19 protein-coding genes are annotated in these 21,512 nt (G+C 42.3%); 13 read left to right on the forward strand and 6 right to left on the reverse strand.

All coding sequences use genetic code 11. From position 1 onward, the window contains the following. Positions 1 to 96 precede the first annotated feature (96 nt). The 4 genes from LG330_RS06135 (at position 97) to LG330_RS06150 (ending at position 5,222) form a co-directional block, all read left to right on the forward strand. Positions 97 to 783, forward strand: coding sequence for an isoprenyl transferase (locus LG330_RS06135; RefSeq protein ID WP_404408277.1), 687 nt, complete (start codon positions 97 to 99; stop codon positions 781 to 783). A 219-nt stretch (positions 784 to 1,002) separates the two neighbouring features. Beyond that, positions 1,003 to 1,959 carry a LacI family DNA-binding transcriptional regulator gene (locus LG330_RS06140; RefSeq protein WP_404408279.1) on the forward strand — a complete coding sequence of 319 codons (957 nt, stop codon included), beginning with the start codon at positions 1,003 to 1,005 and terminating at the stop codon, positions 1,957 to 1,959. A gap of 160 nt (positions 1,960 to 2,119) precedes the next feature. Continuing rightward, positions 2,120 to 3,751, forward strand: coding sequence for a catalase (locus LG330_RS06145; RefSeq protein ID WP_404409520.1), 1,632 nt, complete (start codon positions 2,120 to 2,122; stop codon positions 3,749 to 3,751). A gap of 340 nt (positions 3,752 to 4,091) precedes the next feature. Further along, positions 4,092 to 5,222: a GGDEF domain-containing protein gene (locus LG330_RS06150; RefSeq protein WP_404408280.1), complete on the forward strand. Its 1,131-nt coding sequence runs from the start codon at positions 4,092 to 4,094 to the stop codon at positions 5,220 to 5,222. 30 nt (positions 5,223 to 5,252) lie between these two features. On the opposite strand, the gene LG330_RS06155 is transcribed toward LG330_RS06150, so the two are convergent. Next, positions 5,253 to 6,560, reverse strand: a complete 1,308-nt coding sequence (locus LG330_RS06155) for a cytochrome P450 (RefSeq protein WP_404408282.1) — start codon at positions 6,558 to 6,560, stop codon at positions 5,253 to 5,255. Between the two features lie 210 nt (positions 6,561 to 6,770). Between LG330_RS06155 and LG330_RS06160 the strand changes: the two genes are divergently transcribed. The 3 genes from LG330_RS06160 to LG330_RS06170 all read left to right on the forward strand — a co-directional run bounded on the left by LG330_RS06160 (position 6,771) and on the right by LG330_RS06170 (position 9,121). Beyond that, positions 6,771 to 7,400: a transporter gene (locus LG330_RS06160; protein WP_404408283.1), complete on the forward strand. Its 630-nt coding sequence runs from the start codon at positions 6,771 to 6,773 to the stop codon at positions 7,398 to 7,400. 64 nt (positions 7,401 to 7,464) lie between these two features. Next, positions 7,465 to 8,247 (forward strand): SDR family oxidoreductase, encoded by a 783-nt coding sequence (locus tag LG330_RS06165; RefSeq protein WP_404408284.1) that lies wholly within the window; start codon positions 7,465 to 7,467, stop codon positions 8,245 to 8,247. 94 nt (positions 8,248 to 8,341) lie between these two features. Continuing rightward, positions 8,342 to 9,121, forward strand: a complete 780-nt coding sequence (locus LG330_RS06170) for a Cof-type HAD-IIB family hydrolase (protein WP_404408286.1) — start codon at positions 8,342 to 8,344, stop codon at positions 9,119 to 9,121. 158 nt (positions 9,122 to 9,279) lie between these two features. On the opposite strand, the gene LG330_RS06175 is transcribed toward LG330_RS06170, so the two are convergent. Further along, positions 9,280 to 9,723, reverse strand: a complete 444-nt coding sequence (locus LG330_RS06175; protein ID WP_404408288.1) for a MarR family winged helix-turn-helix transcriptional regulator — start codon at positions 9,721 to 9,723, stop codon at positions 9,280 to 9,282. A 134-nt stretch (positions 9,724 to 9,857) separates the two neighbouring features. Here LG330_RS06175 and LG330_RS06180 point away from each other — a divergent pair, with 134 nt between their 5' ends. The 5 genes from LG330_RS06180 (at position 9,858) to LG330_RS06200 (ending at position 15,472) form a co-directional block, all read left to right on the forward strand. Beyond that, positions 9,858 to 11,288, forward strand: coding sequence for a DHA2 family efflux MFS transporter permease subunit (locus LG330_RS06180; protein WP_404408289.1), 1,431 nt, complete (start codon positions 9,858 to 9,860; stop codon positions 11,286 to 11,288). A gap of 249 nt (positions 11,289 to 11,537) precedes the next feature. Then, entirely contained in the window at positions 11,538 to 12,281 is a 744-nt protein-coding gene (locus LG330_RS06185) for a YqcI/YcgG family protein (RefSeq protein WP_404408291.1), read from the forward strand. Between the two features lie 50 nt (positions 12,282 to 12,331). After that, positions 12,332 to 13,117, forward strand: a complete 786-nt coding sequence (locus LG330_RS06190) for an NAD(P)H-hydrate dehydratase (protein WP_404409522.1) — start codon at positions 12,332 to 12,334, stop codon at positions 13,115 to 13,117. Between the two features lie 180 nt (positions 13,118 to 13,297). Next, entirely contained in the window at positions 13,298 to 13,795 is a 498-nt protein-coding gene (locus LG330_RS06195) for a DoxX family protein (protein WP_404408293.1), read from the forward strand. Positions 13,796 to 14,755: 960 nt separating this feature from the next. Then, positions 14,756 to 15,472: a YebC/PmpR family DNA-binding transcriptional regulator gene (locus LG330_RS06200; protein ID WP_404408295.1), complete on the forward strand. Its 717-nt coding sequence runs from the start codon at positions 14,756 to 14,758 to the stop codon at positions 15,470 to 15,472. A gap of 57 nt (positions 15,473 to 15,529) precedes the next feature. Here the strand turns inward: LG330_RS06200 and LG330_RS06205 are convergent, their stop codons facing one another. Then, a complete protein-coding gene (locus LG330_RS06205) occupies positions 15,530 to 15,922 on the reverse strand; it encodes a hypothetical protein (protein WP_404408297.1) in 393 nt (130 codons plus the stop codon). Positions 15,923 to 16,243: 321 nt separating this feature from the next. Between LG330_RS06205 and LG330_RS06210 the strand changes: the two genes are divergently transcribed. Further along, positions 16,244 to 18,673, forward strand: a complete 2,430-nt coding sequence (locus LG330_RS06210) for a S8 family serine peptidase (RefSeq protein ID WP_404408299.1) — start codon at positions 16,244 to 16,246, stop codon at positions 18,671 to 18,673. Positions 18,674 to 18,901: 228 nt separating this feature from the next. Here LG330_RS06210 and LG330_RS06215 read toward each other — a convergent pair whose 3' ends face one another. Genes LG330_RS06215 through LG330_RS06225 form a run of 3 tightly spaced genes read right to left on the reverse strand, consistent with a single transcriptional unit; the run spans position 18,902 to position 21,497 of the window. Beyond that, the gene (locus LG330_RS06215) at positions 18,902 to 20,455 is read right to left on the reverse strand and encodes a polyamine aminopropyltransferase (protein ID WP_404409524.1); all 1,554 of its coding nucleotides are present in this window, start codon (positions 20,453 to 20,455) and stop codon (positions 18,902 to 18,904) included. Positions 20,456 to 20,487: 32 nt separating this feature from the next. Further along, entirely contained in the window at positions 20,488 to 20,883 is a 396-nt protein-coding gene (locus LG330_RS06220) for a DUF350 domain-containing protein (RefSeq protein WP_404408301.1), read from the reverse strand. 26 nt (positions 20,884 to 20,909) lie between these two features. Further along, positions 20,910 to 21,497 (reverse strand): DUF4247 domain-containing protein, encoded by a 588-nt coding sequence (locus LG330_RS06225; protein ID WP_404408303.1) that lies wholly within the window; start codon positions 21,495 to 21,497, stop codon positions 20,910 to 20,912. Positions 21,498 to 21,512 lie beyond the last annotated feature (15 nt).

Raw genomic sequence — 21,512 nt, forward strand, 5'->3', positions numbered from 1 at the left:
AACTAATAAATATATTGATTATCAATAAAAATATATTTATAATCATATTAAATATAATGAAATTCAATTAATTTGAAATAGAAAGGTGATGGGTGGATGAATCAATCAACAGGCATTTCACATATAGCAGTCATTATGGATGGAAACGGTCGCTGGGCAGAGAGAAGAGGGCTGTCGCGGACAGATGGTCATGTCGAAGGGGTATCGACAGTCGTAAAAATTGTGAAAAGAGCAGCTGAAAGAAACGTGCGGTACCTGACGCTCTATACGTTTTCAGCGGAAAACTGGAAGCGGCCGCAGAAGGAGGTTGAATTTATCCTCCAGCTGCCGAAGAAGTTTCTGTTTCAATATTTACCGGAGCTTATGAGAAACAATGTAAAAATCAATATACTCGGTGATCTGCAGCGGCTCCCGTATGGCACACGTGAAGCACTTAAGCATGCAGTGAAAAAGACGGGTAAAAATGATGGGTTACAGTTGAATTTTGCTTTGAATTACGGAGGAAGGCAGGAAATTCTAAAAGCCTTTGAAACGATGAAAGAAGAAAACACTGAGTTTACTGAAGAAGCAGTTTCAAAATATTTATACACGAATGAGATGCCTGAGCCGGACCTGCTGATCAGAACAGGCGGAGAGAAAAGGCTGAGTAATTTTCTGCTTTGGCAGATGGCGTATACGGAATTCTATTTTTCTGATGCACTCTGGCCAGACTTTTCAAATGAAGAATTTGATCTGGCAATTGATGAATTTAATGTAAGACACAGACGTTTTGGTGGTTTATAAGCGGACAGTTTAATAAAGGGAAGGCACAACAGACTTGACCTGAAACGCGTTTCATCCTTTACGTTCTATTTATCAGAACATAGGGAGGGAACGCGTATGTTGTTTTTACCAGTATTATGTGCAATTGTTTATGTAGCTTGTCTGACCGGTTCAAGGGTTAAGCCGGAACAGGTTCAGCCAATTGAATCCATAGAGGATTATTTTCGATGAGGTGAAGATATGGCCAATATTCGTGATGTAGCAAGGATCGCAGGTGTGTCTGTCACGACTGTATCAAGGGTGTTAAATGAACATCCATATGTGCAGGAGGATAAGCGGCAGGCAGTACTTGAGGCGATAGAAGAAAGCGGATATGTGAAAAATATGAATGCGGTTAATCTGAGTACGGGAAAAACTGGAATGATTGGGGTGGTCATGCCTTTTACTGACCATCCCTATTTTGCCGGGCTGCTTAAGGGTCTTGCTGAGGAAGCTCGTTTTCAGCGTAAAAAACTTGTCCTGTTTCAGACTGATTATGAGAGGGAGCAGGAGATCGCAGCGCTTGAAATGTTAAAGCACAAGCAGATTGATGCATGTATTTTCTGCTCAAGGTCCAGTGAATGGAGAATGATAGAACCATACCAGACATATGGACAGATTGTGATGTGTGAAGAGATTGAGGAGGAAGTTTCTTATACATTTATTAATCAGTATCAGGTGTTCATGAACGCGCTGAACTACCTTGATCAGAAAGGCTATAAGCGTATCGGCTATTGCATCGGCAGGCGATCAGGTACCAATAGTCAGGCAAGAGAACGTGCTTATATGGATTTTTTGAAAAGTAAGCATCTGCCGTTTAATGAGGAGTGGATTTTTGATAATTCCTATCATGTCCAGGACGGCGAGCGGGTGTTAAAGGAGATTAGCAGCTTAGTGCAAAGACCTGATGCACTTTTAGTAACAAATGACCAGACAGCAGCCGGTATTTTGATTGCTGCTGAAAAGATGGGTTTTAGTATACCAGAAGACCTTGGTGTAATGGGATTTGATAATCATCCAATAGCAGAGATGCTTTCCATTACAACAATTGCTCTGCCTTTAGAGAAGATGGGGAGAAACCTGTTCAAACAGTCGCTTCAACAAAATATTTTAAGAAAAGAAGTAAATGTCAAGCTGATTGAAAGGAAGACAATATAATAACAAGTCTCCTGAAACCATTATATTAATTCTTAAATATAATAACAATTAAATAAAAATCATTCTAATTAGAAGTTTAATCCAATTACAATTTGGTAATAATAAAGTGTATGAAAAAATAAGTAAAGGAGGAATATTCTTGAATAAAAAAAGAGATGAAATGACAGGTACTTCTGTAGATGGTGCCGGGAATTCAAATGATGAGAGAACAGGAACCGGTGAATCAAAAGAATCATTAACCAATCGCCAGGGCCACCCCGTTACTGATAATCAAAATGTGAGAACGCTGGGGAACAGAGGACCAACCACCTTAGAAAATTACGATTTCCTGGAAAAGATTTCTCACTTTGACCGGGAAAGAATACCGGAAAGGGTGGTTCACGCCAGAGGTGCCGGAGCTCACGGTTACTTTGAAACCTATGGCAAAGCTGGAGATGAAGATGTTTCTACATACACGAGAGCAAAAGTTTTTCAGGGCAAAGGAAAGCAGACGCCTGTTTTTGTCAGGTTTTCGACTGTAGCTGGAGCAAAGGAGTCTCCTGAAACAGCTCGTGATCCAAGAGGGTTTGCTGTGAAATTTTATACTGAGGATGGAAATTGGGATCTTGTAGGAAATAACCTGAAGATTTTCTTTGTACGGGATCCAATCAAATTTCCTGATATGATTCATGCGTTTAAGCCAGATCCAGTGACTAATATTCAAAATCCGGAGAGAATGTTCGATTTCATTTCCCAGTCTCCTGAAAGCACTCATATGGCAACATTCTTATTTTCACCATGGGGAATTCCGGCAAATTACAGACAAATGCAGGGTTCGGGCGTTAATACCTATAAATGGGTTAACGCTGAAGGCAAAGCTGTATTAGTAAAGTATCACTGGGAGCCGCTAATTCAGGGCATCCGCAACCTTACTCAAAAGGAAGCGGACGAAATCCAGTCGAAAAATACAAGTCATGCAACACAGGACCTGTATGAAGCCATCGACCGTGGTGAGTATCCGGAATGGGAGCTTTGTGTACAAATTATGAGTGACGATGAACATCCGGAGCTCGATTTTGATCCGCTTGATGATACTAAACTATGGCCAACTGATAAATTCCCGTTTCTTCCGGTCGGAAAAATGGTGTTGAATAAAAATCCGGAGAATTATTTTGCTGAAGTTGAACAAGCCTCATTTGGGACAGGTGTTCTGGTAGATGGACTTGATTTCTCTGATGATAAAATGCTTCAGGGAAGAACATTTTCTTATTCAGATACACAGCGCTACCGTGTTGGAGCAAATTACCTTCAGCTGCCAATTAATGCGCCTAAAAAGCGTGTGGCCACAAACCAGCGAGACGGGCAAAGTACTTATTATGTGGATACACCGTCAGGCAAAAATCCACATGTAAATTACGAACCGTCAGTCTTGGATGGACTTAAAGAAGCGGATCGTGAGGGTAAGGATCATCAGCCTCAATATAACGGTAAGCTTGTCAGGGAGGGCATCGACCGTCCTAACAACTTTGGACAGGCGGGTGAAACTTACCGCAATTTTGAAGAGTGGGAAAGAGAGGAGCTTATCAGTAACCTCGCTGATGCCCTGGCTGTGTGCCACTCAACGATTCAGAAGACGATGATTGAGCATTTCACTAAGGCGGATAAGGAATATGGCAGACGTGTTGAAGAGAAATTGGAGCAGGTAAAAGCTCAGATGGAAAATCAAAATAACGAACAGCAGACTGGAACTGCTGACAGTGAAAAAGCAATTTACAGCGCTCAAAGAAAAGGGCATAAAGCTGATCCTTATTAAAAAGCAAATCCCCTCTCGACACATGAGAGGGGATTTTTTTGTCCAGCTTCGGAAGGCAGTCCTTCGAAACTTAGGGAACATGGGTAGACCGCTCATTATATCTCATGATCGTTAAGAGTGCCCGCCTGTCTGCATCTTATTGATTTAAAAACAATTTCTTCCTGTATAAGTTTTTGGTAACCTCTCATATATGCAGGAATAAGGCTTCGGTTATATGGTTTAGAACATTCTCAATTGAGAAAAAATTCCTTTGACTTCTGTGTAAAAAGTAGGATAATAAAACTAAAATCGTTAAAATGGGTCTTTTGCTTTGTATCACAATTGGATAGGAGAGGGGAATATGGATTATCTGGTGCAATTTCAGTTGAACGTTTTTGCCTTTGCCATATTGATTATCCTGTATATCATCGTAAAGATGAGATCAAAAGTGGAAACTTTCAGTAAGAAACTGCTGATCTTAATCATGATCACAAGCGCAATTGCGATGATACTGGAACCGGCTACATGGATTTTTGACGGAATGCTTTTTCCCGGTGCATATTTACTGGAATACAGCACGAATTTTTTCCTGTTTCTCGTTGGACCTGTCCTTGGAGGATTGATGCTTTCTTATGTGGATTATCACATTTTCAAAGATCCGAAACGAATTTATAAAAAAGGGTATTATCAGCATTTAAGTGTGATCACTTTTCTTGTCCTGCTGGTCAATATGGTTTATCCAATTTATTTTGATGTGGACGCTGCTACAAACAGTTATTCAAGTGGAGTATTTAAAGAAATTCACTATGTGGTACTTGCCAGTTTTTATATTTACATGATTTATTTTTTATTTAAAAACCGTAAAAAAACCAGCTCATATATCGTTAATATATTTCTTGGATTCTTCTCTTTACCGATTATTGGAATGGTCATTCAGATGGTTGATTCCAAGCTCTACTTTTCCTGGACATCAGGCGTGCTCGGTATTTTGGTCGCCTACATATTCCTTGAGTCAACTTCAACTGAAGAAGACTTCCTGACAAAGCTTTATAACCGAAGAAGTACAGAAGTGTATATGAAGCACCTGAAAGAAGCTGAAAAAACGTTTGGTATTATGCTGATGGACTTGAATTACTTTAAGGAAATTAACGATGAACATGGTCATCATAAAGGAGATCAGGTTCTTGTAGGCTTTGCCAATATACTGAAAAAATCATTTCAGCAAAAAGGGCTGATTGCAAGGCTCGGCGGAGATGAATTTATTATTATTTTTGAAGGCGGACACATTAAGCCTGATCAGATTGCTCAGGAAATCCGCCGTCAGCTGAAAAAACAACATGACCCCATTTTGACATCACTCAGCTTTAGTTACGGATATGAATTATATGAGCATCATCAGTCTTTAAATGATATGTATATGACTGCTGACGAAAAGATGTATAAGGATAAACATGCTTCTAAAATGATTCAGGAGCAGGGGAAGATGATCTAAAAAAAGAGGCCTCGGCCTCTTTTTTTAATACTATCTGATTGCAGAAAAACCATCCATTAATTCACTGAGATTCTTTTGATAATCCGCTGTTTTTTTCACATTTTGAATGATCAGTCTGCTGTTAGGGAAGGTTGGCATTCTTTCCATGCTGTAAGACAGGTCCTGCTCAGGGACATCATATGTCAGGTTCTTCGCAAAGAACTCAAAAAATGAACTCATGACAATGACAGTCAGCCACTCACCGGCGCAGCGGTGTCCTGTATGATGATCTCCCCCGCCCTGAGGAATAAATGAAAACGGGCTGCCTTTCCAGCCGTCAAACCGTTCAGGAATAAAAGAATCAGCCTTTTCCCAGCTGTCAGAGTGACGATTCGTTCCGAAAATGTCTAATACGACGAGTGTATCCTTTTTAAATTTATATCCTTTAAACTCAAAGTTCTTTCTCACTTTAGCAGCCATGGCAGGAACAAACGGATAGAATCTGCGGGTTTCCTGGGCAAACATGTGGCTGTATTTAGGGTGGTGCTGAAGCTTTTTAACTGTCTCCGGATGCTCATGCATCGCAAGTACACCGAAAGTCAGAAAGTAAGCAGTTGCCAAAAGCGGTCGGAATGAATTACTTAATTCCACAGCAGCCGTCCCATTATCAAATCTCTTTCCATTGTTCTCTCTATGGTGAGCCATTATATAGGCAGCTGTATTGGGCGGTGGATTCATTTTACCTTTCCTGACGCCTTTTATGATCTCCTGCAGCCATGCTTCATGACTGTCACGTGCTTTTTTTCCATCTTTAAATCTTGATAGAGAACCACCGAATGAATCGATCATTTCAATCATTTCACGTGTGCGCTGCTTCACTTCATTCTCTTCAAGTGGAACACCTGCCCACTCACAGCCGGCTCTTGCAAGAATCTCCTGCATTTCATCAAAAATAAAAACCTCATCCGCTATTTCCCACTGACTCACCTTTGCATCCAAATGTTCAAGCGCCATTCTTTTTAAATCCTCCACCCGGTCAGGTGTGAACATCGAAAGAAATGTACGCTTCCGGTTCCTATGTGCTTCACCGTCCATCCCGTGCAGGCTGCCATCACCAAACAGTGACATCTTAAGCGGCTTTGGCATTGCATCCTCACGCTTAAATTTTTCTGTGTCATAAAATAGTTCGGAAGCTTCTTCACCAGCCATACAGATTGCTTTTTTACCAAGCAGTCTCGTTTCGAAAATATCCGAGCCAAGCTTTTCACGCTGATTTGGGAGGAAATAGAAACCCTCTTTTATTAATGAAAGTGAATTGTCTATCCCTTTAGCGCGGGGCACAGGCTTTTTAACGTCCATTCAAAGCAGCTCCTTTTCAAAAATTCATTATGTATATACTCACTCAATTACCCTTACAGCTTTGGGATAAACGCTGCCAAAGGTCACTTACTGACAGAAATAATATGGTACTGGCGCGATGAGTCGTGTAAAAAAATCATTATTTTGAAACCAAATGTATGATTCTTTGGTACGATAAATAAGAAGTTTTTTTAAGGAAGGTGATCATTGATGTCAACTCTACTGTCAAAAATATACGAGGGCTTCATGATCATACTTGTTATCTTTACGATTACAACGTTATGGAGTGACCAGCCCTACAGTTCAATCACAAACTGGATCGTGTGGCTGATCTTTTTTATTGATTTTGCCGTAAGGTTTTTCAGATCAGATTCAAAATGGGGATTTATAAAGAAGCACCCGTTTTTAACGATTGCCATCATCCCGCTTGATCAGTTTTTTCAGGCTGCGAGAATCGTCAGGGTCATTTACCTTTTCCGAACTAAAACGATTACCAAGCACTACGTTCAGCCTGTGATCGATAAAGTCAGTAACGCTTCAAAAATGATTTTGCTGGCGGGTGTGTTCGGCTTATTTTTCATAGAATCATTACTCATCTGGCAGCTCCCGAATGTCATTACAACTTATACAGAAGCACTCACCTTTATCTTCAGTCAACTGCTGTTTTTTGGCCGCCGCATTTATGAAATAGAGTCTGCACTCATGCATACCTTTGTGATTATCAATTCTATTATCGGTGTGATCATGCACGGAATTGCGCTCCAATGGCTTTTTAATAAATTTGATGATACATTTGCCGCTGTTAAAAAGTACATGAAAGATAAAGTATCGCCATCGTGACGTTTTAAATTTCCTTCAACTGGGAACAAGTGGGGTATGACTTGTATACAGGAGGAATTTACTTATGAGTAAGACGATCTTTATCACCGGTGCAGGCACAGGCCTTGGCAGAGGCGCTGCACTGGGACTTGCCAGAGAAGGACATAAAGTGATTGCGACAACAGAACTGACTGCTCAAAAAACAGATTTAATGAGAGAAGCCGATGAACAGGGTCTTGAAATGGAAGTGTTCAAGCTCGATATTACGAATCAGCGTGACCTGGCAGAAATCACTAAGCATGATTTTGACATTTTCGTAGCTAATGCAGCGATCAATGAGGGTGGACCACTCGGTGAAGTGCCGATGGACCGCTTCCGTGCATTATTTGAAGTGAATGTATTTGCCACTCTTGAATCTGCACAGCTTGCAGCCCGGAAGCTAGTGAAAAAAGGCAGCGGTAAAATCGTCTTTTTGAGCTCAATGGCAGGGATCTCCGCTACACCTTATGTTGGTCCGTATACTGCAACAAAGCACGCACTTGAAGGCATCGCACAGACAATGAAAGCCGAGCTTGAAGAACACGGAGTGAAGGTGGCTACGATCAATCCAGGCCCATTTGCAACAGGCTTTAACAAACGCAGTGCCGAAGAAAAGTGGAAATGGTACAATGAAAACGAACATTTCACACGTAAAGAAGATATGATCGAGCAGGAAGAAGGATTAAAAGAGTTTGACCCGGAAGACATGATCAAAAAAATGATCGAAATTATTCCAGCAGATCACCATAAATTCCGAACGGTTTATCCGCAGGAAACGGAAGATCAACTGAAGGAAACGCAAAAAGAGCGCTGGGATATGGAGATATAACAAATAAAGCAGCTGACATTCAGCTGCTTTTCTGTGCGCTAAAACCCTATCTGCGTTAAACTGTATATACAAACTAAAAAAGGTAGGATGAATAATGGAAAAAAGTATTATTTTCTTCGATATCGATGGAACATTACTCAACCACGACAAAAAACTGCCCGCTTCCACAAAAGAAGCAATTTTTAAACTGCAGGAGCTTGGCCATGAAGTCGCCATCGCTACAGGGCGTGCACCATTTATGTATGAAAGCCTGAGACAGGAGCTTGGCATCCGCTCATTTATCAGCTATAACGGTCAATATGTTGTGTTGAATGATGAAGTAATTTATGCAAATCCTCTTAATGCAGATGCACTTGAACAGCTGACTGCAACCGCGGTTGAAAATGAACATCCGGTCGTATACATGGATCATGAGGATATGAAAGCCAACGTCCGACAGCATGCTTATATTGAAGAAAGCATCGGGACATTGAAAATCGGTATGGAACCGACGCATGATCCTGATTATCATGTGGATCGTCCACTATACCAATCCCTTTTATTCTGCGAACGCGGGGAAGAAGAGCAGTATAGAGAAACATTTAAAGACTTTGATTTTATCAGGTGGCATGCTTATTCAGTTGATGTCCTGCCAAAGGGTGGTTCAAAGGCACAGGGAATTGCCAAAATGATTGAACAGTTAGGCTATCCGCCTGCGCGCCAATATGCATTCGGAGATGGTCTGAACGATATAGAAATGCTGACTGCTGTTGGGAACAGTTTTGCGATGGGGAATGCGTTAGAGGAAGTTAAGAAATCTGCTAAATTTGTGACGAAATCTGTTGAGGAAGATGGTATTTTGCACGGATTGAAAATGGCAGGACTGATTAAATAGAAAACCATCCGGCGCGTGGACGCCGGATGGTTTTTAGTATGTGCGGATTGTATAGGTCTTTTGGCATGATCTCCTGAAAGGTAATAATAATCTTCTGAACGATGAAGGTAATCTCATGAACAACACTGTTAATTTCCTGAACCACCACAAAGACTACCTCACTCCTCACCCGACCAATACGCTTTCACCGACTCATTAAACTTCTTCAGCAGACGGCCAAACTGCTCGCGTTCTTCATCGCTCCAGTCATAAAGCAGTTCATCGACTTTTTCACGACGGATCTTCTGATATTCCACCATTTCACGCTGGCCGGCTTCAGTAATCTCATATAAATAGGATCGTTTGTCCTTTGGATAGGGTACTTTCTTGATATACCCCTTTTGATCAAGGGATGCAGCCTGTCTGCTGACAGTGGAAATATCAAGCTGAAGTTCTTCAGAGAGGCCTTTTACACCTGCGGGACCATATGATGAGATTTGAAATAATAGCAGATAAGCTGCCCTGACGAGATTTTCTTCCCGTTTGCTTCTGGACACTGATGCAATTCTTCTGGAGAGAACAGCCATTTCGAGCTCGATTTGTGCTAATGATTCTTCTTTCATGTATATACCGCCTTCAATTCATTTTAAGCAAGTTTCTTGCCACCTATTAGTTGTATGATACAATCATATAGTTGTATAATGCAAATACTTAATTCGTTTTACGAAATTTAACAGACAGAAAGAAGGAAATCAATATGGCACATGCAGAAAGTCAGCCTGCTGCCGGGGCTGGTATTAATAAAGTTCCACTGCTCATTGTGTTGATCTCAGGGGCTTTTGTTGCAATCTTAAATCAGACGCTTCTGGCAACTGCGATTCCTGTGATTATGAAAGATCTTCAATTGAATGCGTCTACTGCACAGTGGCTGCAGTCAATCTTCATGCTGGTAAACGGGATTATGATTCCAATCACTGCCTTTTTAATTGAAAGATTTACGACGCGAAGATTATTTCTTACGGCAATGGGATTATTCGCATTAGGTACGCTCGTCTGTGCGATCGCACCAAACTTCGGATTCCTGCTGACAGGCCGTGTCTTACAGGCATCTGGAGCCGGGATTATCATGCCGCTGATGCAGACAATTTTGTTTTTGATTTTCCCCATAGAAAAAAGAGGACAGGCAATGGGTATGTTCGGTCTTGTCATTGCATTCGCACCGGCAATCGGTCCGACATTATCAGGCTGGATGGTAGATCAGTTCCCGTGGAGAAGCTTATTTTATATCATTCTGCCAGTCGTGATCATTGATATCATTGTTGCTTATTTTATTTTAAAAAATGTAACGAAACAGACTTTTCCGAAGGTGGATCCGATTTCAATTGCGCTTTCCACACTTGGTTTTGGTGGATTATTGTATGCCTTCAGTACAGCCGGCAACAGTGGGTGGGCAAGTGCCCATGTGCTGATTTCACTGGCTATTGGTCTGATTGCACTGCCGATTTTTATTACAAGACAGTCTAAGCTTGAACAGCCAATGCTTGAGTTTAAAGTATTTCGTAATAAAATCTTTACGATCACGACAATTATCGGAATGGTTGTATTTATTGCAATGATCGGTGGAGCAGTTGTACTGCCACTACTGATGCAGAACATGCTTGGGTTTACAGCATTTGAATCAGGGTTAATGCTGCTACCGGGTGCAGTGCTGATGGGACTGATGAATCCTGTATCAGGAAAGCTGTTTGATATGTTTGGTGCAAGATGGCTGGCAATTACCGGCATGGCACTGCTGACAATTACAACCTTTATGTTTACAAACCTGACAACGGAGACAACCTTTACGTATTTAGCTTCTGTGAATGCTGTCCGGATGTTCGGGCTGGCACTTGTGATGATGCCAGTTACGACTGCAGGACTGAATCAGCTGCCGACACGTCTGATTCCCCATGGGACAGCGATGAATAATACGATGCGTCAGATTGCCGGTGCGGTCGGAACAGCGCTGCTTGTAACAGTGATGTCAACGGCTGCGATCCCGTCACAAGGAATGGAAGGGATGGTCCATGGGGTAAATATTTCATTTATCGTGGCAGGCATCACGGCATTGATCGGGCTGATTCTCGCTTTCTTTGTGAAATCAAAAAAAGAAATCGATCGTGACATAGCAAATGAAAATCGTGCTTAAAACAGGACAGTGCTCAAGGAGGGCACTGTTTTTTTATGCTTAGCTTTGTTGTTTTTTCACAGCTGATGATGGGAGCGGGAGGCAGTGAACTTTTGCCTTAGGAGCCTTGAGCGTTCGCCCGTGGGAAGCGTCTTCCTCTCCCTGCAATCGACAGCCAATTAAAAGAGAGCTTTATATTAATGTGTAACCGGTTTTCAGTCTGGAAATATAGGGTAGAGTCAAACATCATTGATAAATGGAGGAAATCAAATGGTATTAAAAAGTTCAGGACTACTGACAAAAGAAGATATGGAAAATCACGAGCAGCTGCCGGATTGGCTGATTAAAGAATATAAAACATTTGAAAAAACGGTACTTGACCCGACATTCCCCTGTTATTTTGGCATGAAAGGCCAGCGGAAAGGGGAACTTCGCTATGCATACATATCACAGGATGACTGGACCAATCTACCGGATGCTGTAGGAGAATTTCTCACGCTGTTTAATGAAGCGACAAAAATAAAGCATGGTCTGTTTATTTTTGTTGAGCCATTTGAAGAAGAAGGAAAACTCGATGAATATCGTGCACAGTTTTGGGATATCATTCAGTATCTCCATGACAAAGATACAGTTGAATGGCCTGAGGACCACCCAAGAGATCCTGAGCATTTTCTATGGGATTTTCATTTTAAAGGTGAGCCGATTTTTGTATTTGGGAATGCACCGGCCTATAAACAAAGAAAAACGAGAGATCTTGGGAACAGTCTGGTACTCGGTTTTCAGCCCCGTGCTATTTTCCAGGGACTTGAAGGAACCGAAAAAGGTGGTATTATGTCCCGCGAAAAAGTCCGTGAGCGCGTAGAAGCATGGGACCAACTGCCAAAGCACCCTGATATCAGCCACTACGGTGACCCTGAACACAATGAATGGAAGCAGTCATTTATCGGAGATGATATTGAACCGATCACTGGTAAATGCCCGTTTATGCATAAGGAAATGAAAATACACTCATGAAAGGAGCCGGCATGATGAAAAAGTGGAATACAAAAGATGTGAAGTGAACGCTGCCTGAGAGATTAGCAGATGCACATAAAGGAACATATGGCACTGCGCTCATCGCAGCAGGAAGCAGATTCATGCCGGGAGCTGCTGTCCTTTCAGCAATCGGGTGTATGAGAAGCGGAGTAGGAAAGCTTGAAGTCGGTACAGAGGAATCAGTCATTCCATATGTGATACAGCACCTTCCCGAAACAACGTTTGTGCCGGGTTTTTATGAGCGGCTTGATAATCTGTCATTTGATCAGTACCGTGTACTAGCTGCAGGTCCGGGGAGAGAAGCGGATGATGAGACTGAGCATACGGTAGAAGCATTTTTAAAAACGGAATTACCGGTTATCCTCGATGCCGGAGCATTAAGTAAAAGAAGCTATCAAAAACGTAAATCACCCGTCATTTTAACCCCTCATCCAGGTGAATTCCTTCGTATTTCCGGATGTGAAAAAGAAGAACTTGAGCAGAATAGACATTCAACTTTGAGTCGCTTTGCCACAACTGCAGGCGTTACAGTTGTTTTGAAAGGTAAGCAGACACTCACTGCATTTCCTGATGGAGAAGTCTATGAAAACACCACAGGCAACAGTGCATTATCCAAAGGTGGAACAGGTGATACTTTAACCGGTATGATCACAGGAATGATCTGCTGTCATGAAAACTGGAAGCACGGTGTTTTAAACGCAGTTTATCTACATGGAGCCTGTGCAGACGAGTGGATTAAAACAAAGTCAGCACACACGATGCTTGCTCATGAAATTAATGATTTGCTACCTGAAGTATGGAAAAATCTTGAGTGAAATACAGTTCATGAACAATTTGTGAAATAATGAACAAACTATTGCAAGTGTTGAAAACATGCTTTATTATAAAGGTATCAAATAAATGTGAAACATTTCACAAATGAAGCAACAGTAAACAGCACTTATTTTTTTAAACTAACTTGTGAAAAGTTTCACAATAAAAAGGAGAGTTTTACAATGGGTGAAAAATGGTGGAACGGTAAAGTGGCTGCAGGAATTTGGACAGTATTAAGAGTCTGGCTTGGTGTTCAATGGCTTCAGGCAGGATGGGGTAAAGTCACAGGAGAATTCGATGCGACAGGTTATCTGCAGGGGGCGATTGCAAAAGCGGGAGGGGAAACACCAGTGGTAGCCGGATGGTACGGAACATTCCTTGAAACATTCGCACTGCCAAATGCAGAAATCTTTAACATACTGATTCCCTGGGGAGAACTATTTGTCGGATTAGGCTTGATTGTTGGCTTACTTACAATGCCGGCATTAGTGGCAGGTGCATTCATGAACCTTAACTTCCTGCTTGCAGGAACAATCAGCACAAACCCTATACTGTTAACAGCAGCCGTACTACTTATGTTCGCAGGCTACACTGCAATCCGCTTCGGCTTAGACAGATGGGCAGTGCCAATGGCAAAAGAAAAAGTGACAAGACGTACTTTGAGAGAAGTACACGCATAGGAAAAGGAGGAGCTGAAGGGTAAAAAAAGCCCTTCAGCTTTTTACTTTTAGATAAAGTTCGGGATGTCTTCGTCTGGCATTAAACGTTGACAAGAAGCATTGGCATTAGCGTACTCGAGCGGAGATGTTAATTGAATCAGCGGCGAGATTAATTGAATCAGCAACGCGAATAATTGATTCACCTCTGGGGTTAATTGAAGCGATCGTAAGTTTGAGCAAGATAATTGTAACAGCGAATGAATGAATTGGGACACCAATTCATTTAATTGGATTAGCAAACTCATTAAATGAACGCCGCCCTTAGTCCATTCCCCGCTCTGAATCTTACGCCTGTAGGAGCTAAAAGAGTGCCTTCTGCTTTTCCACGTTTGTCCAGATCCAGGCGCTAGCTCCTCGGGATAAGCCAGCTTGAGAAAATGGGAAAGGTCGCCCATTTTTCTCAAACCGTCTTATGCTTGTCGGACCTGAACGCCTGCTTCCGCTTTTCTCTTATGTCCAGCTACAGGCGCTAGCTCCTCGGGACATAAGCCACGCATCGGTAAACGGGGAAAAGCACCCGTTTTCCGCTCCGCGTCTTATGCCCGTCAGAGCTGACCAAGCGCCTTCCGCTTTTCTACATTGTCCGGTAAGTCAACATCGGCTCACTTCGTTCCCCGTGTTTACTTTATCTCCGGTGCCTCAGTACAACGTTCATTCTTTTTTGACAAATGCTTCTACTGTTGCAAGTCCAATTCCTGATGCGCAACCGGTTACAATTGCAGTCTTTCCAGCTAAATGTATCATCATTTTTCCTCCTTAAAATTGACTTCATATCTTTTCATTCGACATAAATTTCCAGCTTCCTTCATAAGGTGTAAATTGTTTTCATATTGTAATAATCAGGTAAGTGATTTGCCTTCTTTTCCTAAAATCAGTATAGTGAAAAGGCAGACAGTTATTGAATGAAAGAGAGTGAAATATATGGGACGTAAGTGGAATAATATTAAAGAGAAAAAAGCAGCTAAGGATGCAAATACGAGTCAGGTATATAACAAATTTGCGAGAGAGATTTATGTAACAGCTAAGCAGGGAGACCCGGATCCGGAAGCAAATACAGCACTTCGGATGGTGCTTGACCGTGCAAAAACATATAATGTGCCAAAAGCGATTATTGAAAGAGCAATTGAAAAGGCGAAAGGCGGGGGCGAAGAGAACTATGATAGCCTGCGTTATGAAGGTTTTGGGCCTGCCGGTTCAATGATTATTGTGGATGCACTGACGAACAATGTGAACCGTACAGCTTCTGAAGTACGCGCAGCTTTTGGTAAAAACGGCGGCAACATGGGTGTGAGTGGATCAGTATCTTATATGTTTGATTCAACTGCTGTATTTGGTGTTGAGGGTCAGTCAGCAGAAGAGATTCTTGAGCTGATGATGGAGAATGATATTGATGTGCGTGATGTACTTGAAGAAGAAAGCACAGTCATTATTTATGCAGAACCTGATCAGTACAATGCGGTTCAGCAGGCATTAAAAGAAAATGGGATCACTGAATTTACAGTGGCTGAACTGACGATGCTTGCGCAGAATGATGTCGCAGTATCAGAAGAGGATCAGGAGCAGATTGAAAAGCTTCTTGGTGCCCTTGAAGAGCTTGAGGACGTTCAGCAGGTTTATCATAATGTAGATATGAATTAAATGGAGGGACGGAAGACCACTAAGGTCGTCCGTCTTTTTGAGTGTGGCAGTCTGTTATTACTTCTCTACTTCATAAGTGATCTGGTGCTTAAATGATCCGGTGTATTCTTGGCAGGCGTTTACCGTAATACGGAGCACTTTATCGTAGACGAAAGTCAGAGAAGATCCGCCCTGTACAGTAGTGACAACCTGGTCATAACCTTTTCGGAAGATGGTCACGATGATCGCGTCCGTACTGAAGTTTTCAATTGTTGCCGCTATTGTGACTGGAAGAGAGTCCGGCTGAGTATCATAGATCGTGTTGTATGGTGTGTATTTGTTTCCGGCAAATGGTGCACAGTTTTCAAATAGCATCAGTACATGTTTGTCCGGGCGCGGACGTTTAGGGCAGTCGCAGTCGCATTTTCCAATAGAACCAAGTGGTTGTTTGTAGTGGTTTTTACAAGTCATTCTTTTCACCTCCTGATAATAGAATATGAATTTAATAGAGTTCGGACAGGGCTTCTATTAAAAAATGCGAAACACTATGAGAAACAATCTAGGGAAACGAACTATTTATCTATACGATAGGTGGGTATGTTATGTCCAATGTCCTATATAAGAAAAAAGACATGCGTAATATATCATATAAAATTTATTGGAAAAATAAGAAAATCAACTCTGGGAAAATATCCTTAAATGTCTGAATATTATATATGTTCGATATTTTTAAATAATGGAAGGAGTGGATGATAAAAGTATTACAGTGAAAAATTTGAAAGGGGAAAAAGGATGAAAAAGAGATCGGTAAAATCACTCATTTCAACATTGGTACTAGTGTTATTATTATCAGCATTCGGCACGGGGGCTGGGGCAAACCAGGCACCAAAAGATGCAGACAGCCTGGCTCAGCTTAAAGGGAATTTCAACTTTCAATCCGGTAAAGAAACAACGGTTATTGTGGAATTAGAAGAGCCTTCAATTGCAGAGGCAAAGTCGAGAGGCGTATCACAATCAAAAGGAAACCTGAAGAATAAACGCGCGGAAGTTCAGTCTGACGTGCTTGATCAGATTTCAGGTGCAGAAATTCATAATGAATACGATACAGTATTCTCAGGATTCTCACTAGAGCTATCTGAAAAGGATGTACCGGCTTTACTATCTGTTGAAGGTGTAAAAGCAGTTTATCCAAACGTTACATACACAGCATCAGTGGTAGATGAAGCAACACCGGTTTCACAGGATAACCTGAAAGCTGAAATGTTCGACAGTGCCCCGTTTATCGGTTCTGACGAAGCATGGGCTGAAGGTTTTACCGGTGAAGGTGTAACGGTTGCTGTCATCGATACTGGTGTAGATTACACTCACCCGGATCTTGCCCATGCATTTGGCGAATATAAGGGCTATGACTTTGTAGACAATGATCAAGATCCACAGGAAACACCGGCAGGAGACCCTCGTGGTGCATCAACGCTTCACGGATCTCACGTAGCCGGAACGGTTGCTGCTAACGGCGCAATTAAAGGTGTGGCACCTGACGCTACGCTTCTTGCATACCGTGTGCTTGGACCTGGGGGAAGCGGTTCAACTGAAAATGTAGTAGCAGGTATTGAAAGAGCCGTGCAGGACGGTGCAGACATTATGAACCTTTCACTGGGTAACTCATTGAATGCACCTGACTGGGCAACTTCTATCGCACTTGACTGGGCAATGGAAGAAGGAGTAGTTGCTGTTACTTCTAACGGTAACAGTGGTCCAAACAACTGGACAGTCGGTTCGCCTGGTACATCACGTGAAGCGATTTCAGTTGGTGCAACACAGCTTCCTTACAACGTATATTCTGCGTCAGTTGATACTGCAGGAGATGCAGAATTTCCATCAGCTAAAGTGATGGGCTTTCCGTCAGATGAAGCGATCCTTGGATTAAATGGTCAGGAGCTTGAATTCGTATATGTTGGACTAGGTGGTCCGGCTGATTTTGAAGGAAAAGATCTTGAAGGTAAAATCGCACTGATTCAGCGTGGAAACTATCCATTTGTTGATAAGGCAGACAATGCAAAAGATGCCGGTGCAGTTGGCGCCATTATATTTAACAACGTACAAGGGGAACAGCCTGATGTTCCTGGGATCTCTCTTCCAACGATCAAAATGAATAATGCAGACGGACAGAAAATGCTTGCTGAACTTGAAGCAGGAAATAACACTGTTACATTTAGCACAGCATTTTACCGTGAAGTAGGTGAGTCAATGGCTGGATTCTCTTCTCGTGGCCCAGTAGTAGACACATGGATGATCAAGCCTGACGTATCAGCACCTGGTGTGAATATCGTCAGCACAATCCCAACGCACAACCCGGCAGCGCCACACGGTTATGCAGCACTTCAGGGTACAAGTATGGCAGCACCGCACGTAGCGGGCGCAGCAGCACTCGTCCTTCAGGCAAACCCTGACTGGTCAGTAGATGATGTAAAAGCAGCACTGATGAATACGGCTGCTGAAATCATTGACCCGGCAACAGGCGAGCCTTATGCACATAACTCACAGGGCGCAGGAAGCATCCGTGTCGCTGATGCGATTGCAACTGATATCCTTGTAGGAAATGGCAGCCATTCATTTGGCAAGTTCGTTAAGTCAAATGGTAAGCAGGTCGAGCGTAATCATTTTGAAGTAAAGAACCTTTCTGACAAGAAAGTGGATTATTCGTTTGATGTAGACTTTGGAGAAAACAACAAGGCAATCAAAGTTATGACAAGCGGTAATACAAAAGTAAATGCGAACAGTTCTAAGAAGATTAACCTGAACGTTCAGGTTGATGCATCTAAGCTTGAGCCTGGCTATTATGAAGGCAGCATTACTGTATCAAACGGTAAGCAGACGGTAGACGTACCAACGATTCTATTTGTAGGCGAACCTGATTATCCTCGTGTAACAAGCATGGGTGTCTACCAGGACGGAGATGTATTCACAATTGAAGGGTACTTCCCGGGTGGTGCAGAAGTCGTTGATTTGTTTGTATATGAATCCAATGAAGCTGGCGCACCAGTAGCTTATCTTGGTGACATTGCACTCGTTGAAAATGTTGAAGCAGGATTCCAGACATTTGCCTGGGACGGTAAAGTAAATGGGGTTAATCTTGAGGCAGGAAAGTACTATAATGTCTATGCTTACGCAACATTAAAAGGCAAAACAGATCTTGCAGGAGCAAACTTCCTGATGGAATAGTATTTAAAGAAATTTGAACAATTGATTTCATTAAATGAGAAACTTAAAAGCTTATTTATGAAATCTTAGTGTAGCGGAGCGTAAGGCGGCGGCTCCTGCGGGGGAAAGGGACAGGTGAGACCGTGCGGCGAAGCCGGAGGGGCTCACCGCCCGGCCGCGGAAAGCGCCCGCCTGAAGCGCAGCGAAACGATTAAAGCGCCTGTGACAAAATTGTCTCAGGCGCTTTTGTTAATAATTAGTCCATGCCCTGTCATACATCTCAAGCAGAATCGGATCAATTAAGGTATTAGGCTGATAGTCAAAAGGATTTCCACGGTTATCAGTCATATCACGATCGATGTCTTTACCGAACGTTCTTAAGCTTTGCAAGGTTTCTTCATCTAAAAACTCCGTCTCAACGTTGAATGTCATTTTATCTAAAGCCTCAGAATCCTCGCGTTCTGCAAAAATAAAGCCCCAGTCACCAAAGCTTGGTACATCCACATGAAGATTTTCAGCATGCAGACCGGTTTCCCTGACCGTATGATCAATCGTCCAGTATACTTCTGTTGCAAAAGTCGGACTCGTCGCCTGAATCATCATCGCTCCGCCGGGTAAAAGGGAATTACGAAGAAGCTGATAAAACTGAAGTGTATACAGCTTGTTAAGTGATTCATTATTCGGATCAGGCAGGTCAACGATGATCACATCATAAAATTCATCAGTCTGTTCCATAAATGAAAATGCATCTTCATGGTGAACCGTTACACGCGGGTCACTAAAGGAATCTTCATTTAGCTGCAGCAGATCATAATTCGATTCTGCGAGGTCAACCACTGCAGGATCGAGATCTACTAAATCCACTGATTTAACGTCATTATATTTCCACAGCTCACGTAGAACGAGTCCATCTCCGCCACCAAGCACTAATACATTTTCAGGTGAATCAGCGGCTTCAACAGCAGGATGGACAAGTGTTTCATGATAGCGGTATTCATCCGTTGAGCTCATCTGAAGCTGTCCATCTAAAAACAGTCTGACATCGCCGCGCTCTTTAGTGAGAATGATCTGCTGATAATCCGTCTGCTCATGATAGATGATCGGATCACGATACAATTTCTGTTCAAATGAAAAAGCCATTTCCTCTCCCCAGAAAATGCCGGAAAAGAGAACAAGAAAAAATCCAATGCCTGCTGTGAGGTGAAGTCTGAATCGCTTGATTTCTTTTCTAAAATAAAATAGGACCCAGAGTGCAACGGCGACGTTAATTAAGCCGACCATAAAAGCCGATTTTACAAGGCCAAATTCAGGGCGCAGGAAAAATACAAAAAGTAATCCGCCGATCAGACCGCCGGCGTAATCAGAGAACAAAACCCTGGCAGTACTTTTACGCAGTGTAACGCCGATATCATTTGCTTTCCTGATTAAGATGGGAAGTTCAAGTCCGGTTAATCCGCCTACAATTAAGGTGATCGAGTAAAGAAATATGGCATCAGTTCCATCCGGCAGGAAAGCTGTTACGCCAAAAAATAGAAAGGTGGAGAGTCCGCCAATGATGCCAATTGCATATTCGATCCAGATAAAAGAGGGGATCAGATTACGCGTAACGCGTTCACTGATTGAAGCCCCAATCCCCATTCCAGTTAAAAAAAGTGAGATGGTGAGCGTATACTGCTTCACACCATCTCCCAGGATATAAGAGCCTGCAGCTCCAAATAATACTTCAAATATAATACCGCATATCGAAACGATTCCTGAAGCCCAGTAGATCGTCTTACTCTGTTTGATGCCCAGATCATTCATCGTCTTCATGGTGAAGCTCCTAACCGTTTTAATTATGTAATTGATGCACCAATTACAAATGCAAGTCCAACTGATACACCAAAACTGATAATCCCGACTGCAAGGTTACCTTTATGAAGCTGCTCTTCAACCGAGAATTTTCGAGTGAATGTTTCGAAAAGTAAATAACCGATCATCTGCAGCGCTACGCCAAGTCCACCCCAGATCAATGTTTCCCAGACTGCGAAGCTGTGATAGATCGCAAAAGCAAGAATAATGCTGATACCGATAATTTTTCCGCTGATTGATAGTGCAACTGCTTTATTTCCCGCAAGGATTTCATCCCAATCCTTATATTTCGTCGTGATTAGTTCAAATACTGCAACCCCAATCAGGATGACGACAATCGCAATTGCAAAATACATAATCGTTAATAAAAATGGTTCCATTTCTTTTGCTCCTCTCAAAATAGATGTTATTTTCCGAATCCGATGCCGCCACCGCGGTTACTTGATCCGCGAATTGTCGGTGTGGAATTTTTGCCTACATAAGAGCCTGCTGAATTATAGCCGCCATAGCAGCGCTCAGGGTTCAAATTACATTGTCTGTTACGTGAGTCATACCAGTTGTTACCGAAAATATTTGAGATCAGACTTGCAAGAAGGTATCCCTCAAAGAAGCTTGGACCGTAGTTATTACGGGCAAATTCTTCTTCTGCCACTTCAATCAGTGTGGTTTCCGGGTCCTCTTCAGATTCAGTCAGTGTCACAAACACATTGTCATAGATGAAAATCTGTTTCCCATTATTAATGTCACTCATTTCATCAGGAGTTTCATGGTTTTGAAGCTCCTCAGAAACTGAGGCGAGATCTGTATTGTCCGCCTGATAAATCCTTGCATAGCGGTCACTGTTTTCTGCGCTTTCTACTGTATCGTATAAAGTGTATGTAGTGCTGATATAATCTTCAACGCCATCCTTAAAAATAGAGCCGCCACTGCTTCCGCATGCAGCTACAAACAACATAACAGCAACAATCATGACTGACATGATCGACCGTTTCATATTCTCACCGTCCTT

Source organism: Jeotgalibacillus malaysiensis, assembly GCF_044789845.1.
Lineage (GTDB): Bacteria > Bacillota > Bacilli > Bacillales > Jeotgalibacillaceae > Jeotgalibacillus > Jeotgalibacillus malaysiensis_A.

Bases quoted from the DNA above. Each gene is read 5' to 3' on its own strand.
- LG330_RS06140 (WP_404408279.1), top strand. From the start codon at position 1,003: ATGGCCAATATTCGTGATGTAGCAAGGATCGCAGGTGTGTCTGTCACG.
- LG330_RS06200 (WP_404408295.1), top strand. From the start codon at position 14,756: ATGGGACGTAAGTGGAATAATATTAAAGAGAAAAAAGCAGCTAAGGAT.
- LG330_RS06220 (WP_404408301.1), bottom strand. From the start codon at position 20,883: ATGGAACCATTTTTATTAACGATTATGTATTTTGCAATTGCGATTGTC.
- LG330_RS06185 (WP_404408291.1), top strand. From the start codon at position 11,538: ATGGTATTAAAAAGTTCAGGACTACTGACAAAAGAAGATATGGAAAAT.
- LG330_RS06170 (WP_404408286.1), top strand. From the start codon at position 8,342: ATGGAAAAAAGTATTATTTTCTTCGATATCGATGGAACATTACTCAAC.
- LG330_RS06205 (WP_404408297.1), bottom strand. From the start codon at position 15,922: ATGACTTGTAAAAACCACTACAAACAACCACTTGGTTCTATTGGAAAA.
- LG330_RS06165 (WP_404408284.1), top strand. From the start codon at position 7,465: ATGAGTAAGACGATCTTTATCACCGGTGCAGGCACAGGCCTTGGCAGA.
- LG330_RS06215 (WP_404409524.1), bottom strand. From the start codon at position 20,455: ATGAATGATCTGGGCATCAAACAGAGTAAGACGATCTACTGGGCTTCA.
- LG330_RS06150 (WP_404408280.1), top strand. From the start codon at position 4,092: ATGGATTATCTGGTGCAATTTCAGTTGAACGTTTTTGCCTTTGCCATA.
- LG330_RS06225 (WP_404408303.1), bottom strand. From the start codon at position 21,497: ATGAAACGGTCGATCATGTCAGTCATGATTGTTGCTGTTATGTTGTTT.
- LG330_RS06155 (WP_404408282.1), bottom strand. From the start codon at position 6,560: ATGGACGTTAAAAAGCCTGTGCCCCGCGCTAAAGGGATAGACAATTCA.
- LG330_RS06135 (WP_404408277.1), top strand. From the start codon at position 97: ATGAATCAATCAACAGGCATTTCACATATAGCAGTCATTATGGATGGA.
- LG330_RS06195 (WP_404408293.1), top strand. From the start codon at position 13,298: ATGGGTGAAAAATGGTGGAACGGTAAAGTGGCTGCAGGAATTTGGACA.
- LG330_RS06175 (WP_404408288.1), bottom strand. From the start codon at position 9,723: ATGAAAGAAGAATCATTAGCACAAATCGAGCTCGAAATGGCTGTTCTC.
- LG330_RS06180 (WP_404408289.1), top strand. From the start codon at position 9,858: ATGGCACATGCAGAAAGTCAGCCTGCTGCCGGGGCTGGTATTAATAAA.
- LG330_RS06210 (WP_404408299.1), top strand. From the start codon at position 16,244: ATGAAAAAGAGATCGGTAAAATCACTCATTTCAACATTGGTACTAGTG.
- LG330_RS06145 (WP_404409520.1), top strand. From the start codon at position 2,120: ATGACAGGTACTTCTGTAGATGGTGCCGGGAATTCAAATGATGAGAGA.
- LG330_RS06160 (WP_404408283.1), top strand. From the start codon at position 6,771: ATGTCAACTCTACTGTCAAAAATATACGAGGGCTTCATGATCATACTT.